Source organism: bacterium (genome assembly GCA_035419245.1).
GTDB lineage: Bacteria > Zhuqueibacterota > Zhuqueibacteria > Residuimicrobiales > Residuimicrobiaceae > JAKPUX01.
In genome coordinates this window covers 21,611-38,153 of sequence record DAOLSP010000022.1, presented here as the reverse complement: position 1 = coordinate 38,153, position 16,543 = coordinate 21,611, and the positions used below count along the sequence as shown (strand labels likewise).

The following is a 16,543-nucleotide window of genomic DNA, read 5'->3' as shown; positions in this document are numbered from 1 at the left end:
ATATCGCTCTCTGAATAATTCATCCTCGTGGCAGAAGCCTGTTTTTCGGAGAGTTCGACTTTCATCCATTTTCCGATGTTCTTATCCAACTCAGCCGCGCGCCTGTAGGCTTGCCTGGCAGCGCCGTGCAGGGCATAATTCTCAAGAGCAGTAGCCAGGGTAAAATGAACCGCCGCGTTGAACGGCTGCAGCTGAATCGCTTTCTGTAAATACCGTATTGCTCTTTCGTTCTGATTTTGCTGCAAATAAAGCAATCCCAGCCGAAAGACCGCCTCGCCATGATCTGAATTTTTGCGTACCGCAGCCAGATAACCATCCTGCGCCTCATTGGTTAATCCTGCAAGTTCGCACATCAATGCCCACTGATAGTTGACTTCAGCATCTTCAACCGGCTCGGGTGGCATCTCTTCCAACAGGCTTTTTGCCCCCACTTTATCACCAAGCTGAAAGGCCAGGGCTGTCTGCAAAATTCGCTGTGGCATCGAAACATTCTGCCCTTTGTATTGTTGCTGCAATTCAAGGAGCAGATTATGTCGATCTCGGGTCGTAAGGCTGAAATAATTCAGCCAGCCTGTGATGATGGCATCTATCTTCTCCTTCAGGGCTTCCTGAGACAGATCCACTGCTTTAGCCAGAGCACCCTGCAGACGGGCATCGAGGCGTTGGCGTGACGCTTCAGAAGGCCTTTTACCGTTCTCATCAAACTGATAACCAAGAAAAACAAATCCCTCCTCAAGTGCACAGATTTTGGTTTTTTCGGGGTTCAACTCCAGCTTTAAATCAGTCAGGAGGGTTCTGCTACGCTCCAGGGCCTCTTCAGCACCTTCCCGTCGGTTATTCAAAACGACAAAATTATCAGAAAAACGGACATAGTGCCAAGTCCCCTTTTGCATCACACCATCAAAGTCATTAAGATAGAGATTTGACAAGAGGGGTGCCAGAACCATCCCCTGTGGAATACCCTTTTGCAACTCACTGGGTAAGGCATTAATGCAGGAAAAGACTAGGCTGGTCACATCCCTATCTTCGATCAAGTATTCAATTTTTTTCTTCAGGATTGATCGGTCAATTTCATCAAAAAAAGTGGTTATGTCTGCATTGAGAATCCAGGTAAGCCCTCTGGACAAGTGCCGCTCCACGCGTGCTAGGGCCTTGACCGCTGACCTGCCAGGACGATAGGCATAACTGCAATCATGAAATTGCTTCTCCAAAAGAGAGCGGATTTGCTGCAATACAGCCTGCTGTACAATGCGGTCCCTTACGGTAGGAATGTGTAAGACACGGGATTTATTGGCGGATTTTTCTTTAGTAAAAGTCAGATAAGGGGCAGGTTGGAAGGCTTGATTGGCGAGTTCCTGATGAAGGACAGCGAGCTCCTTTTCGGCACATTTTTCAAAATCATCGACGCTGATTCGATCTATGCCCGGAGCCCCCAGATTGGCGCGCACATGCTGCCATGCGGCGAGGAGATTCGCCTCATTTATTATTGCTGAATAAAGCACACCGGCCATAAGCTCTCCATGGTTTTACTTCAGGCATTATCACGATACCCAGGAATAGCTCATGGAAAAAAATGTCAATCAGACCACGGAAGAACGTTCCCGGGTCAATTCAATGATGGTTCATCCGAAAGGATTCTGTACCAACCCATACCAAAGCTGGTATTTTTACCTATGTTGATTCTGCTTCCGAGGAGGATAAAAGGCAAAAAGGGGGCCAGTTCACCTTCGAATGCAATTCCGCCAGTGAAGCCGCGAAGATTCATCCGCTGCCGTTGCCGGCGGGAATATCTCTCCCAATCATACCATCTTAGGCCGTCATACTTGACCTTGATCTGACGTGATTTCTCGAAAACAGTATTATAATCCAGTTCCCATTCTTTATCAGAATGGAGTCGTGCAAGCAGCGAACCGCGCCGCAATATGTTACGCATTAAAAGCTCAAAGCTCAGATTTTTCGTCAGGTCATTTTTTTGCGTAATGCGCGTAGGAGTCAGGAACTCAAGATTCAGCCTATGCGAAGAAGGCTTTATTTGAACGGCTTGATCCGCTATGTTATACACGGTAAAATTGCGCATAAGAGTTCTGCTGGATCTGCTATAAACTTGCTGCCCTTCCTCACCGGATATGCTATCCAAAATATAACGGCCCTGCCCCTTACCCAGGCCGGTTTTGCCGAGTTCTTCGAATGCATATACAAAAAAAGGGAAAAAATCAATACCCTTTCCTATCAATACCAACGAAAAATGAAAAGCATCACCAGGCTGTAACATTAGTACGGGCGTCAGAGGCGGACGGATGATAAAAGGATGTGGCAAATTCTGAGCGGTCAGGCCGGGCTCCATTTTGGCAGTATTCGGCGTCTCAAAGACATAGGCGTAGGTACAAGTTTCGTTCAAACTGCAGTCAAGACAATAGAGACGGTTTTTAAAAGCACAGCAGACCTTTTTAAATACAGTGCCAAAACCGCCCCGTAAGGCAGAACCTTTGAATTCCGGCAAAGAGAGTGGAGTTTGGGCGACTAAATGAAAATCAAAAATGACGCTCGCAAGTTGTACACACTCTGTCCATTTCTCAGTGGCTGAAAATCCAGATTGGCTCATGCGCTCTTTTCCTTAAGGAGGAATTCAATGATACGATTGGCAGCAAGGAAGGGGTTTTCAGCCATTGGTTGGCCGGTTAATTGGCAAACAAAGTCTTTCAGTTCGTCGAGCAGCTGCCGGAAACCATAGCGCGGCCAGATCACCTGTAAAACCGTATCGTCCATTGGCATGCCATGAATGCCGTGGGCGAACGGCCCATAATTACGCAGGTCTTGAATGGAATACTTGCCTATTTGGGTTTCAACTTTATTTTCCAGCTTGCTTAAAAAATCGATCGCCTGCTGCAATAAAGGATCAGGCGAGCGTTTCTGCACCTTTTTCAAAATCTCAACAATGCTCACTCGTGATGTTGGATTTTTTAATAATTCAGTCACTTTCTCCTGAGAGAACAGGCCGCTTGAAATAATATAATCACGCCATTCCTTGAAATCCGGCGGAGTAATAAGCACGCCCGTATACTTGTAAGCCAGTCTCACGCGAGCGTTCTCAAGTACGTTGAAAACCAACGCAATAGCTGTATGAAAGTCTTGCATTCTGTACGCGATCTCAATCCGGGCAATCATCTCATACAAGAAAGCATTTTCATCGTCCGACGCCAAGTCGGACAATTCGGCGACATAGGGCAGAGTTTCCTCCGTCTTGAGTACTCGTACTTCTTTCAAAGCAGCCGCATAGTTATAATTAATCCTGCAGGTCAAAGAGGCAATCAGGCGGACCAACTCGTCTTCATTACGGAAAGGCGACTCATTTATTGTTTTCAAAGCTGCTGAATACTGAAAATTGAGGACCAATGCCCGCAGTATTTCCGCATACCGCTGTTTATTCAAGCTGGAAAGGAACTCGACTTCCCGTACCTCAGGGGGTATTGTTCGGGCGATATAGTAATACCGGAAATTATATTCTATGCTTGCCAGAGCAAGGCTGTTAACCATGGCCGGGGTGCCGGAACTCAGAGCGAGATAGTTGAAACGTGCCGCTACGAGCCGCTTGCGGTTACTTTGAATGTAATGAGAAAAATATCGCACCATACCGTCATAATCGCTCGGATCTTGCTCAATCCGTTGCAGGATAATTTCAGGGCTTCTCTTTTCTAGATGTAAAAGCCAAGTCTTGATCAAAGCACCAGCAAACAGGGTATCACCTTGGTCATAATCATTCTTTTGATCCGTGATAAAAATTACTACGTGATCAGGCTTTGGTGACAATTTATCCCAGAGTTTCGAAAAGATCGGCAAGTCAATCCGTCGCACATCAATTGTATTTTTTTCTGCAGAAAGCGCTATGCACGGTTTTCTTTTCCGGAATGCCATGCCTTCCTTTTCGAAAATACACGAATAGAGTTCATTGAAGTTGGGATGTTCAATGATTTCATGCAATTTCCGGGTGATCGGACGATAGTTATCCTTGATGCTCTCACCATTGATGCGGATATCTGAATTCCCAGCTATGTAATAGAGTATGTCGGCCATAGGAATAGAACCTTTTTATTCTCCAACTATTTGTACCCATCCCAGGGCGTCCCCGGGCTCTGCCTGTTCCATGGTCAATTTTCTTGATTTGGGGGCTGGCATAGAGCCACGCGGAGTGAACAGATCGTTACGGACCTGCTGCCGGAGTGGTTCAGGCAGAAGTAAATAAACCGAAGTCGCCAGCAAGCTTCCGCCCCAGCCAAGATGAAAATCAGCGTTGCTGGGGATAGGCATCTCCATATGAAAAGAGTTTTTATAAAACCGGCTCTCATGAGTCAGGATATCTTGTGTCATTTCCTTGATGCAACTAATGGGATAACGGATCAAGTCCGCCATGTCGTTGATCGCCATGCCCCATGAGGTTCGACTGTTCAGGGCAGCGAAATCAGCCAGGATCTCTTCTGAAACAGAGAGATCAAAAACAACGTCCATTCCAGGCAGTGCGCACTCTGCATAGATAGACCATTTTTTGGGGCTGTCGTTTGAAAAGGCGCTGAATACCTTGACCTCCTTAACCTCTAGTGTGTGAGCACCCCATGGAAGGGCATCCGATACTTTCAAGGCCCGCAGGATGTCGGTCTTTTCATCATCGCGTCCCTGGCCCTGTTTCAGCGTAAATCTGCGGAAAACAGCCGCATCAAGATCTCTCATAAAAGACTGCTTAAACTTTTCTGCAGACCCTCTGTTTATTCCAGCGTTCCTGCTTTTAAACTCGAAGAGCTTATTTTGTACACGATCATCAAGCATTTTTACACGGGTCGGGGTATCCATCCGCTTAAGAATACAATAGAGAACCGCGGTACGTAGAGCTCCTTTGATGGAAGTGCCCGGCACATAAGGTCGTGAGAAGGCATCCCGGCTGAAAGGACGAAGCTCCTTTATTTCTTCGAAGCGGGAATTGCAAATATAATGAGCTATTTGCTCCAATATCTTTTCATAAAGCAAGTCCCGTGAGGAGAGATATTTTTTCAAAGAAAAGCCTTTGCCCTCTGCGCCGAGGGTGCGGGTGAATCCGTCAAGATGGCCTTCCTCAGCAAGGAGCCGCGCCAGTATGGGTTCACTGATGACATAAAGACGATTCTTGAAAGAGATATACTCCATCGGAAAAAGAACACCTGGGCCGCCTATGTGCAATGGCGTCAGTAGTTTTAATCGCAACTTCATCGCATCCTCGCCAGTTAGAAGCGTATTGTAAATGGAATACCATTGCGCCAGACAGGATGTTTATTCTCATCCATCCAGGTATCCGGCGCAACATCGACAAGATGTCCTTCAGGAGCGAAGGGGAAAATACCACCCTCCTGGACCATCCAGACGGTCTTACGTTTCATCTGCCGTCCAGTTGGAGCGCTGAGAAACCACCCGCGACGCTCGATCAACGTATAAAAAGCCTCGCTCCAGTCCCCCGAAATACGGAGAGGATGAAAAAGCCCTGCAAGATAAAAACGACTTCCATTTGCTTCGAGCAGGTTACGCCAAATGTTATCGGGCTCATGCCATTCCGTTGAGAAACGGCCTAATCCGCAGCTGCGCTCGCTGCCGAGGCCTTCTTCCGCGAGATAGTCAAATGCATTATGCAACGGCGGCAGCCAGGCCGGGTTGAGAACACGTAGCAGGAAATAGAGTCCTGCACCCTTCTCGAAGGTCATTTGGCCACAAAGGAAAAACGCCGAGGAGCTGTCCAGACGATCCAACGCAACCCGGGGCGTCAAATATCCGCGCATCGCCATTTCCAGTTCTGCGTTTTCCTGCAAAATAGACTCCATCGGACAATCCCGGCCATAAAGCCAATCAGCGAGGTGCCTGTAATCAAGGTATCGCAGACGTTTCATTGCCTTTGCAGTCTCACCTCCATTCGCTTTATCACAAAAAGGCGCAGCGCTGTATGGCCTCGGAAGATAATAGCGATCGGTCCTGTAAGGAAAAGCGGATGAGAGAATAAAGGCAGCACCTTGCTGGAATTCAGCGAGCTTTTCATTGAGCCAGGCCCGCCCATAAAGGTTAGCGAAGGCATGGCAGACAGCAGCAAAAAGTGAATCGGAATGCAAGGATGAAGAAACACCCTCCAGTCCGATCTCTTCTGTGCCAATGCGCAGCGGCGAAGTGAAGGTCAGCTTGACAACATGGTCGCTCATACCCCGTCCTTGTTCTATTTAAGACCGAAGAAGTGCAGGAATTCAGGCAGCCTGACTAGAGCCATTTCCAGAGAGTCGATATCGCTGGCTATATATTGGTTCGCCACTCTTGAGGCTTCATCCTCAGCCGTATAATAGCTCACTCGACGAGCCGTAACCTCGCCCATTCCGCCACCCAGCTGCAGGCTGATTTTGCCATATCCACGCGCGCCATGTCCGCCGATACTATCGTCCTGAACCATATTGAGCAATGCAAATATGTTTTTCAGGTCGCTCTCCAGCTCGGTTTTTGATTCCGTTTCCACTGTGTAGACCAACTCGAAACGAAATTCAGCGCCGGCGGGAACACGTTCGATCTGGCGAGGATTAGCTGCCGCAGTGATCCGGTCAAGAGCATTCTCGAACTTGAGCTCGGTATATTGCAAGCCGGTGTCGATTTCATTCAATCTGGCTAGGCTGTCGTGCGTCAAGCGAAGATCGCGGATAGCGAGACGGGATGGCTGATTGACTTCATCCTGTCCGCGTCCAGTCGCACCAAAAAGGCGGCAAACCGTACAGCTCAAGTCAGCGCACTCGTGACGGTAAACACCCTGACCGCTATGACGATCAAAGGTCTTGCCTTCCTTGCGTTCGAGAATCGCGCGCATCTTGCCGCGCAGTGAGCTGCCCGGTATGTAGGGCTCGCGGCTCAGAGGATCCCGGACAACCGGGCTGTCCAGGCCGCCGATTTCAAGATTTCCCTGTGCAGAGCCGATATGCAGGCCCGTTTCACAACGCAGCACACCTTTGATCAGGAGCTTGCCGATGATGGGTTTGTGATTTCTGCTGGACATATGCTCATCTCCATGCATTATTGTTCTCTTCCACCGAAATACTTGTGATAGGCCACGATGGCTTCAATGAATTTCGCGAATTGTTCAAAATCCTCCCGAGTCCGCACTCTGTCTATGCAGAGGGTAATCACCTCCATGAAGGGTTTGACCTCCATACTCCTTCCCGCCGCATAAGCCAATTTTGGCTTCATCATCATGGCTTCAGTGCGAAAATCATACTCCCCCGTACTCAATCCTTGATATTGCACTTTTTTAACAGCATCGAGAAATTTGCGAATCTGACTTGTCTTCAACCGGACATCCTTGGCCAGATACTTGGCAAATTTTTCCGCACAATTGACCAGATCTTCACCCTTGAAAGCAGACATTGCGCTATTTTTTTTCACTATTTTGAGAATCTCCTCGACGACCGGCGAAGGTCCGCTGTTCCGTTCCTGATATTGCATAGTGTACCTCCCTTTTAGTTATTCCTGTGGCTCATGAGCATAATCCAAAGCAGAGCCGTTCTCCAATTTTTAATATAATCTTGTGAGAGTAATTTTTGCCCAAAAGGAGTCTCACGCAGTTCTTTTTTCATCCTCCCCAGGATATAGGCCAGCTGAGGCAGATAAAGGACGCCCTCGGCTTCCCATTTTTCCAGCACGAGAAATAAGCGCCCGATATCGCTTTTAGTCAACAAGGCACTCTGGAAGGCATTTTTCTTGATAGCACCCAAGGCTTTCATTTCGTACAAGGGCCCGAGGACGAGTGGTGGGACTTGCTCCCATTTAAAAGTCATTGGTATCCTGTTGCTCATGTGGTAGCGCAAGCTCAGCAGCCCTGGGTCGAAGAAAAAAGTCATGGCATTTCTGCCCGCATCCTTGCTGGCCTTTTCCGCATCTCCGGCGAGTTCAGCCAAGCGGTAGAGCGGAAAATCGTGGCGTTGGATGACAAAACCCCCGGAGATAGTGACATTTGGATTGAATCCGCTGAAACGTTGGAAAGCGGCATGAATATCGAGCGCCACCTCGGCGATTTCATCCCAGGCGCCGACGATAAACAGATCATCCCCACCCGAATAAACAACAGTGACATTGCGTCCGCATTTCTCCGGCGATTTTTCACTGATATCTTGCAGTTGGAAATCCCCATGCACCTCGCCTGCCAGCAGCTGATCCAGATAGACCTTGAAAAATAGCGTCAGCTGACGAGAGATGGCCGATAAACGAGTGAAGGTCCGTTTAGTTTCGGGCAGACCAGCTTGGAAAATCCGCCCGAGATGATCTACATCCATCCGTAGCACGCCAAGACGGCTCTGGCCGAGAGCCTGATTCGCCAGGTCTTCAAAACTGGCCAGAGCATATCCGGCTGCATCCGGGTCAAGGGGTGGTTTGGGCAGATCCCGATTACGCCGCGCATATCGGCTTACTGCCATAGGCACCAGTTTAGGCAGCGGCAGGCTAGAAATGTCCAAAGAATTAAGTACATAAAGCGGCTCTTCGCACAAGGTAGGGATTTCTTCCAATACTAAGAAACCCATTTTTCTCTGCTCAATGCAGTCGACCATCCCAATGTAATCGCCTTTGATCATTCCAGCCGGCTGAAATGCAAGAGCCTTGATGCCGGGAAGCCGTTCCCCTAAGCGATATAATTGGGCACAGAAGGGGCAGACAGCTGCCAATCCTCTTATACCGTGTCCAGAAACACTTTCTACATCATCGCGGTGGCAGATCTGGCAAATGGTCTCCGGCAAAAGGGGATCCCTCGGTTTGAGCAGTCGATCTAGAAAGAGATCATATTTATGGTGTTTATTAGCGGCGATCTCTTCACCCAATCCCTTCCAAATCTCTGCAATCCTGCTTGTGCTGAACTCGTCACCGTTGAAAGGCGTGCAGCCTATAACCAGGTTCAGCCGGCCATTGAACTGCTCCATAAGCCAGGCATTACAATTGGTTTTTATGCGCTGTAAGGCTTCCTGAGTCTTGGCGGTATTGGCGGCTATCATATTGAAACGGCCGCCGCCGCAGTAAATCACATTGGCACGGCTCAATCCGGCCAATTCAAGGAATTGGGTGACGAGGTGCTCGCTGAGCAGTTCGAGAAAGAAGGAACGCGCCCGCAGGGTTTTCAGGGCGCCGCGTGATGATATCGTGTAGATGAAATTCTGCACACCGGACAGGTCACCGCCAACCAGCAGATAATAGGGCTGCTTGCGATCTCGTATTTCGCTGGCCATCGGTGGTGCTGCCAGAGGGGCATCGTTTTTTTCCTTCAGCTGAAGATAAAGACAATTGGCTACAGCCGCTGTTGTTTTCATATGATCGAAAAGGGAAATGTCCGGATGCGTCTCCGCCTGGGCCTCCTGCCAAAGGGTCTCTGAGGGTATGAAACTGCAATATCGCTCCAGTAAAACCAGCAATCCGGGAATGTGACACCCCGCCTTGCACCATTTTTCAAATTCCTTTTCAAATGTATCCCATAAAACGCGATACTGGGTCCGGTTCGTTTTTACTGATTTCAACTCACCGGGAAAAATAAGTCTGCCGGTCAAGGGTTGCAGCGGGAAATAGTACCTTGGCGGCCTCTTTTGATTTTCACCCGTGATCGTGGAAAGGATAGCGCTGAGAGGCACTTCTTCAGGATGGTAGGTGGCTTTTTCCTTTTCTTCACGCTCCGAGTGGGCGGCAAGATTATCCGCCTCATATATGATGAGCGTGGCGTTGGATTTTTGAACATCCTCCATGTACTTGTAGTGATGCCATCCAGTTAGAGTGGCTACTCCTTCCGGGAGCAGCTTCCGATCCTGAAAGGTTCTTAACCATTCCTCGCCTACATGACTATGATCATTTCCAGGCGCAGCTCCCAAAGCACGCATCCGGAATTTTCCGATATCGTGCAGCAATGCGCCCAGCAGCAAAATCTTCAAATCTGCATCGGTCATGGTTTCTCCACACGCTTGTTTAGGAAGAAAAACAGATATTAAAGAGTACTTCCACCTGATATTGACAATTTAAATATAATATTTATCCTCATTCTTTTTTAAAAAACAGCCTTGCAGAACATTGCTTCTTATGCCAGCAGGATATTTTGCGGAGGCAGCAAAATTCCGTACTGCTTGTAGTGATACACGCCCAATCTGCTGATAGCGTAGAATTCTGTCATGCTTGAATCCTGAATGACCGACAAAATCGCACGCCGAATCCTCGAGATGGCCTGCTGGATCTCTTCCCAGTGGATCTTTTTATTGGAATCCCCATAAATCTTTTGGATAGCAAGGGCGTCCTCATTGCGAAAGTGCTTTCCTCCCGGGATGAATGCTTCCTCCCTGCCCCTGGCCAACCGGATGGATGCAAAAAAATAATAGACTGAAAAATCAAAAGGACGCAACCGGATTTCTCGCGATCCTATGAACACGGTACGCATACTGTTTCGGAGAATCAAAGCTGGCCTGTTGTCTGCTGAATCGATGGCAGATTGTGCCAACTGTAAAAGCTGAGGGTGAGAGAGCTCAACAGAGAGTAAATCCTTCGCCAACAGCGGTCGTAAACGAACGAAGGGAATATCAATCAAGTTTACACAATCCCAGTAAGGTGTACCCGACCGTTGCCAGCCCTCCTCCGGCCGTGGATAATAAAAACCTGGATCCTCCTCAAGCGTGGCCGGATAGACCAGGACATGGTATAGCTTGTCTTGAGGACGGCCATACACTTGCATGGCCATGGCCAGGTAGGCGCTCATGCTTTTTCGTCCTCCCGCCAGAGATGCATGCAGAATGGTCTCATCAGGATGGGTAAGCCGCTTAACCACGGAGAAGATCAACTCAGCCATGATGGCATTATCCTCAGACGACTGAATATCCTGGATAGGTAGATCGGGGACGAGGATATGATCGGAAGTAAACTGAAGTTGTTCAGCTGCGGGAAAATCCTGACAAAATTGTTGAAAGATGCCAGTGGCCGGGGCAAGGAGAGACGAAATCGCCTTTTCTTTTCCCGAGAGGGTAGTGATGAGATAAATTTCTGAAACAGGGCATTTGCGCAGATGAATCAATGCAAAGAGGGTTTCTGTTACAACCTGAGGAGTATTCCCACAGAGGGCCAGAAAGATATGCCGTATTGCCTCGTGCATGACCTGATCCGTTTCCATCCATGCCGCAGAGAGATGCCTTTAGGTGAGGCAGAGCAAAATATCTGGTAAAAAGGAGATGATGGTGGAAAATATCCCCCTGCTTCCACCCCGCGCAGAATGATGCTATTGTTCAAAATCCATCATCATTATAATATATAGAGGCAAAGCGATCAGCTCGCAGAAAGTACGACCTTAATATATGGTACCCGAATGCAGCGAATTTAAAAAACAATATCAGCAGCTTGTCAACACCTGAACTTATGTACATCCAGGTCGGCTGGAAATCACCTCGATCTTTTTGGAACAAGGAGGCGGGATAGTTACGCAGGTGTAGGTCTCACGCACCAGGTCGATGCGGCGCTCGAAAAAGGGAAAGATGCAGAGCAGGGTCAGGATCAACCATAAAGCAGCAAATGCAAAAAGATGCTGGCCTCCGCCAATGGATGCGATGGTCCCCCTACTTCTTGGCCAAAGTTGCATAGGATCACTTCGACGATCGAAAGCAATGCCGGCGACCACACCAACGGCACCGCAGGTGTAATCGCCGGTGCTGCTAATGCGGCCGAAGATTATAGTGATGGGGGCCGTGCCCTGGCAGATGAGAAACAAGTGCAGTATCTCTCGGGTTTGTCGTAGAACTTGCACACCACCGAACAGCTCCCCAACCAGGAGAGCGAAGAGAAGTATAAGGAGATCCATGATTAATATTCGCTTTTAATAACCTGCAGATCGATTGGCGGCAAGTATGATTCGGATAATGTTCAGTAGAATTCCTAGATCGAATCCAATTCAACCTGTTTCAGTTCCTCCTCCTGCACATCATTAATTCCCTTACCCCCTCCCGAATCTTATCTTCTCCGCAAAGCATTCCTGAAAATCCGCCCCGGCCGCCACTTCGACATACTCCACTTCGCCTGCCAGGGCGGCGATCTGCCGGCGCTCGCCGGAATTCACCACCCCCATCTCCGCCCCTCTGCACGCGGCATTTCCGATGAACTTGATGATTTCCGGAGCGACCGGCGGCAGCAAACCGATGCGCAGGGCGGCCTGCGGCGAGAGATACTGGCCGAACGCGCCGGCGAGGAAGAGGTGCTCCAGATCGGCGGCTCGAAGACCGGCGGCCTGAAGCAGCAGCTCAATGGCGGCGGCGATCGCGGCGTTGGCCAGCTGCAGCTCGCGGATGTCGCGCTGCGTCAGCAGGACCCCGGGAGCAAGACGGGCGGCAAGCTGGTCCGGTAGGGTTCCTGCAGCCGGCAGCAGTTCGACCAGGGGATGGCCCGCCGCCAGGCGGCCGCTGGCATCGAGAGCGCCGGCCTCGAGCAGGGCGGCGATGGCATCGATGAGTCCCGAGCCGCAAAGGCCGGACGCTTTCCCCCCGCCGATGACCCGCACCTCGAGGTGATCTCCCCTCCACCAGACCCGCTCGATCGCCCCCGCCGCGGCGCGCATGCCGACGCCGATGTGCGCCCCCTCGAAGGCGGGCCCGGCCGCCGCCGAGGTCGTCCATATCCGCCCCCGGTGACAGAGCAGGATCTCGCCGTTGGTGCCGATGTCCACCGCCAGCCAGGTCTCGTCGAGGCGCCCGGCCAGGGTGAGCAGCACCGCCGCGGTGTCGCCGCCGACGAATTTGCCGAGCACGGGCATCAGGGTGAGCTGCGCTTCAGGATGCAGCCGCAAGCCGATCTCCCGGGCCGCAACCGGCGGAAACTCGCGGATGACCGGCACATAGGGCATCTCGGCGAGATGGCGCGGCGGCAGGCCGAGCAGAAGATGCTCCATGACCGTGTTGCCGGCCACCACGGCCGTAAAAATCGAGTCGCGGGTGATCCCTGCCTCCGCGGTGAGTTCATCCACCATCTCATTGAGTTGGCTGACGATCAGCCCCTGCAATTCCGCCGGACCATGGGCATTGGCATGACCGACGCGCGCAATAACATCCTCGCCATAGCGGCGCTGGCGATTGAGCCCCGCGGCGGTGGAGAGCACCTGGCCGCTCTCCAGATCGATCAGCTTGGCCACTACGGTCGTGGTGCCGAGATCGATAGCCAGTCCGCAGAGGGGTTGGCGCGCGATCTGAAAATCGATGAGGCGGCCTTCCAGTAAAATCGCATCACCGCGCCAGCCGCCATCGCGCAGCAGCCGGGGCAACCGCTGCAACAGGCTGAGAGGCGGCATGCCTGTCCCGGCGGGCAGGGCCGTCATGAGCACCTCCAGATCGCTGGGGCCTTGTTCGAGGGTGGGTGGATGGAGGCGCAGCGGGACACGCCGCATCGCCGGATCGAGCGGGACCTCCCGGCCGGCGCCGGCGGATACGATTTCGCCTTGCGCCGCAGGCACGGGTATCTCAATGGTGCAATCGGCGTCCGGCTGCGCCGCACAGGCGAGGCGGAAGCCCTGCGCGAGCTCCGCCGCGGTGAGGTTTTCCCGGTCGGCGGGCGTGACCGGCAGAGAGCCCGCGATCAGCTGCACCCGGCAGCGGCCGCAGAGTCCAGCCCCGCCGCAGAGGCTCTCGATCTCAAGGCCGAGGCGAAGGGCGGCATCAATCAAGGTGGTGCCGCAAGGCACCTCTGTCCGTTTCCCGGAAGGAAGGAAGGTCAGGGTGATGGCGGCACGGGCGTCGTCGGACATGGGATCTCCGGTGCTGGAGGATGGAAGGCGGTCAGGCGGACTCGGGGAAGCCGGTCAGGGAGCGGTGCAGGCGCATCTCGTTGAGAAAGGCATAGGGCACGGCCTGGGTGCCGATCATCATCTCGCCGCGGCGGGCGCCGTGGCAGTCGGAGCCGCCGGTCTCGAGCAGGCCGTTGCGCCGCGCCAGCTCGCGGTAGTAGGTGATCATCTCGGGGACATGGCGCGGGTGCAGCGTCTCGATGCCGTCCAATCCCATCTCGATGAGGGCCTCGATGGCATCAATCCCTGTGCCCGTGCCCGGGTGGGCGAGAAAAGCGAGGCCGCCGCTGTTGTGAACCAGGGCGATGGCCTCCTCCGCCATCAGCTTCATCTTGGGGACGTAGCCCGGCTTGTTCTCACCGAGCCATTTGTGAAAGGCCTCGTTGAACGAGAAGACATAGCCCTCCTCGACCAGGATATCGGCGATGTGGGGCCGGCCGAGGGCCCCCTGTCCCGCGCGCATCTTGACCATTTCCATCGAGATCGGCATGCCGAGGTGGCGGAGGCGCTGAACAATCTCCTCCGCGCGTTCGACCCGGCTGGCGCGCATCCGGGCGGCAAACTCGAGGAGCGGGGCGCTGGTGACATCGTAGAGGTAGCCGAGGATGTGAGTCTCGTACCCGTCGTGGATGGCGCTGAGCTCGATGCCGGGGATGACCTCCAGGCCGAGACGCGCACCGGCTGCGGCCGCTTCCGCAAAGCCCGAAAAGTCATCGTGATCGGTGATGGCGATGGCATTCAATCCGAACCTGCTGGCATAGGTCACAATCTCGGCCGGGTGCAAAAGTCCGTCGGAGTAGGTCGAATGGATATGCAGATCGATATGACGGTTGGAGGGCAATAAAATCCCCTTTCATGCTAACGGATACAACGCGATCTCCCGGCACTCTCCGGCCGCGCTCATCCCGCCCATTGTTTTTCTTCCTCGCTCTGGCGCTGCCGACGCTTGCGGTAGACCGCAGCCGAGACGAAGATGCTGAACTCGTACAAAAAAAGCAGCGGAATCGCCAGCATCATCTGGGTGAAGGCATCGGGGGGCGTGAGGATCGCCGCGATGATGAAGATGATGAGGATGCCATAGCGCCGCTTGCTGCGGAGGAACTGCGGCGTCAGCACGCCGATCAGGGAGAGGAAATAGGCCAGCACCGGCAGCTCGAAAACCAGGCCGAACACCAGCAGCATGGTGACGACGAAACTGAGATATTTGCCAATGGTGATGTTGGCGACGAGAAAATCGGACTGATAGCTGAGGAGGAATTTCAGTCCGAACGGGATGATGAGAAAATAGGCGAAGAGGGCGCCGACGGCAAAGCAGAGGACGGTGAAGAGGACGATGGGGCCGACCGCCTTGCGCTCCTTCGCATACAATCCGGGCACGACAAAGCGCCAAAATTGCCAGGCCACGAAGGGAAAGGCCACGACCAGACCGGCATAACCCGCCACCTTGAGGTAGGTCATGAAGGCCTCGGTGGGCGAGAGGAAGATCAGCTTGATGTCCTTCGGCGCGGGATGGACCATGAGGGCGACGATCTGGTCGACAAAGAAGTAGCAGCCGACAGCGGCGGCGACCACGGCCAGGAGGCTCCAGATGATGCGCCAGCGCAGCTCCTCGAGGTGATCGAGAAAGGGCATGCGTTTCTCGGTGTTGGCCGGATCGCTTTGCGGGCTCTTCGGGTCCTCGGTGCTCTGATAAGGCCCTGCGGGCGAGGCTGGAGGCGGCGCGGCAGCCGCTGCGGCCGGTGCGGAGGCTTCTTCCGCCGTTTTTTTAGCGGCGCGGCGTTTCCGCTTCGGCGCCGAATCGCCCTCGTAGGGATAGGTGTTTTTTGCGGGATCGATGGTCACGGGATGCTCTGCGTTTCGATTTTTTTCAAGTTGTAAAATATTGATTTTGGCGGATAAATGCAAGGCGAATCTGGAAGAACTGGTGGCGGAATAGCCGGCGGCAATAACTTGTTGAACAAATATACATCCTCGTTCAAGGAGAAGCCTCCATGAAAAACCTTCTTTGGCTGGCTGCATTGCTTGGCTTGAGTTGTGCCCATCGCATCGATCCCGCCGCGCTGCGTCTTGCCGCCCGGGAGGGCATCGAGATCTCCCCCCAGGAAAAGCTCAGCACCCCGGCCCAGGTCAAGGGCAATCTCGCCGACCTCTCGAAGATCAAGAAAGAAAAACGCGAAGCCACCCTGCTCCAGTTCCTCCAGGAAAATCCGGAGGTATTCAAGATTCAGTCCGCAGCAACGGAGTTGCACCTCCTCCGCAGCGAGGATGATGAACTCGGCTTCACCCACTACCGTTATGCGCGCCTGCTGAAGGAGGTCCCGGTTTTCGGCGACGAACTGATCCTTCATGTGAACAAACAGGGGCAGCTCTATATGGTCAATGGCCACTACCATCCCACCCAGGTGGTCAAGAGCGAACCGGCTCTCTCCTCGGAGAAGGCCGGAGCCATCGCCCTCGAACAGGGCAAAACCCACAGCATGCAGTCGATCGAAAGAAGCGGCCTGGTCTTCTACCCGGTGCAGGGGACGCTGCACCTGGCTTGGGAGATCCTGCTCAGCGGCGGCATGAACAAGTGGGTCTATTTTGTCGACGCCCAGGATGGGACGGTGCTGTTCGACCAGGACCGGCGGCGGTTCTAGACCCAGCCGGCGCCCGGGTTCGAGCCTGGTGGTTGCGAGAAGCGTTGTGGACCGGCGCCCGGGTTCGAGCCAGGGGGCTCGAGAGTTGCTG

The 16,543-nt window shown here is 52.7% G+C and carries 14 protein-coding genes; 1 reads left to right on the top strand and 13 read right to left on the bottom strand.

Annotated features, from left to right (window positions below; translation table 11 throughout):
* The 13 genes from PLH32_16515 to tatC form a co-directional block, all read right to left on the bottom strand.
* Positions 1 to 1,511, bottom strand: a 1,511-nt coding sequence (locus PLH32_16515) for a reverse transcriptase domain-containing protein (GenBank protein HQJ66212.1), incomplete at its 3' end; no start/stop codon positions are given.
* Positions 1,512 to 1,606: 95 nt separating this feature from the next.
* The gene (gene cas6 / locus PLH32_16510) at positions 1,607 to 2,602 is read right to left on the bottom strand and encodes a CRISPR system precrRNA processing endoribonuclease RAMP protein Cas6 (protein ID HQJ66211.1); all 996 of its coding nucleotides are present in this window, start codon (positions 2,600 to 2,602) and stop codon (positions 1,607 to 1,609) included.
* On the bottom strand, positions 2,599 to 4,071 hold the full coding sequence (locus tag PLH32_16505; protein HQJ66210.1) for a hypothetical protein: 1,473 nt from the start codon (positions 4,069 to 4,071) through the stop codon (positions 2,599 to 2,601). Before PLH32_16505 ends, cas6 begins: the two co-directional genes overlap by 4 nt.
* Positions 4,072 to 4,086: 15 nt before the next feature.
* Positions 4,087 to 5,235, bottom strand: coding sequence for a type III-A CRISPR-associated RAMP protein Csm5 (gene csm5, locus PLH32_16500; protein ID HQJ66209.1), 1,149 nt, complete (start codon positions 5,233 to 5,235; stop codon positions 4,087 to 4,089).
* A 14-nt stretch (positions 5,236 to 5,249) separates the two neighbouring features.
* The gene (gene csm4 / locus PLH32_16495) at positions 5,250 to 6,206 is read right to left on the bottom strand and encodes a type III-A CRISPR-associated RAMP protein Csm4 (protein HQJ66208.1); all 957 of its coding nucleotides are present in this window, start codon (positions 6,204 to 6,206) and stop codon (positions 5,250 to 5,252) included.
* Between the two features lie 14 nt (positions 6,207 to 6,220).
* Entirely contained in the window at positions 6,221 to 7,039 is an 819-nt protein-coding gene (csm3, locus tag PLH32_16490; GenBank protein HQJ66207.1) for a type III-A CRISPR-associated RAMP protein Csm3, read from the bottom strand.
* A 17-nt stretch (positions 7,040 to 7,056) separates the two neighbouring features.
* Positions 7,057 to 7,485, bottom strand: coding sequence for a type III-A CRISPR-associated protein Csm2 (gene csm2, locus PLH32_16485; GenBank protein ID HQJ66206.1), 429 nt, complete (start codon positions 7,483 to 7,485; stop codon positions 7,057 to 7,059).
* 14 nt (positions 7,486 to 7,499) lie between these two features.
* Positions 7,500 to 9,959, bottom strand: a complete 2,460-nt coding sequence (gene cas10, locus PLH32_16480) for a type III-A CRISPR-associated protein Cas10/Csm1 (GenBank protein ID HQJ66205.1) — start codon at positions 9,957 to 9,959, stop codon at positions 7,500 to 7,502.
* A 128-nt stretch (positions 9,960 to 10,087) separates the two neighbouring features.
* Positions 10,088 to 11,164, bottom strand: a complete 1,077-nt coding sequence (csm6, locus tag PLH32_16475) for a CRISPR-associated ring nuclease Csm6 (GenBank protein ID HQJ66204.1) — start codon at positions 11,162 to 11,164, stop codon at positions 10,088 to 10,090.
* Between the two features lie 240 nt (positions 11,165 to 11,404).
* A complete protein-coding gene (locus PLH32_16470; protein HQJ66203.1) occupies positions 11,405 to 11,845 on the bottom strand; it encodes a hypothetical protein in 441 nt (146 codons plus the stop codon).
* A gap of 132 nt (positions 11,846 to 11,977) precedes the next feature.
* Positions 11,978 to 13,774: an ASKHA domain-containing protein gene (locus tag PLH32_16465; GenBank protein ID HQJ66202.1), complete on the bottom strand. Its 1,797-nt coding sequence runs from the start codon at positions 13,772 to 13,774 to the stop codon at positions 11,978 to 11,980.
* Positions 13,775 to 13,805: 31 nt separating this feature from the next.
* Positions 13,806 to 14,654 (bottom strand): PHP domain-containing protein, encoded by an 849-nt coding sequence (locus tag PLH32_16460; GenBank protein ID HQJ66201.1) that lies wholly within the window; start codon positions 14,652 to 14,654, stop codon positions 13,806 to 13,808.
* 59 nt (positions 14,655 to 14,713) lie between these two features.
* Complete coding sequence (gene tatC, locus PLH32_16455; protein ID HQJ66200.1) at positions 14,714 to 15,655, bottom strand: twin-arginine translocase subunit TatC; 942 nt, start codon at positions 15,653 to 15,655, stop codon at positions 14,714 to 14,716.
* 149 nt (positions 15,656 to 15,804) lie between these two features.
* Here tatC and PLH32_16450 point away from each other — a divergent pair, with 149 nt between their 5' ends.
* Complete coding sequence (locus PLH32_16450) at positions 15,805 to 16,452, top strand: hypothetical protein (protein ID HQJ66199.1); 648 nt, start codon at positions 15,805 to 15,807, stop codon at positions 16,450 to 16,452.
* Positions 16,453 to 16,543 lie beyond the last annotated feature (91 nt).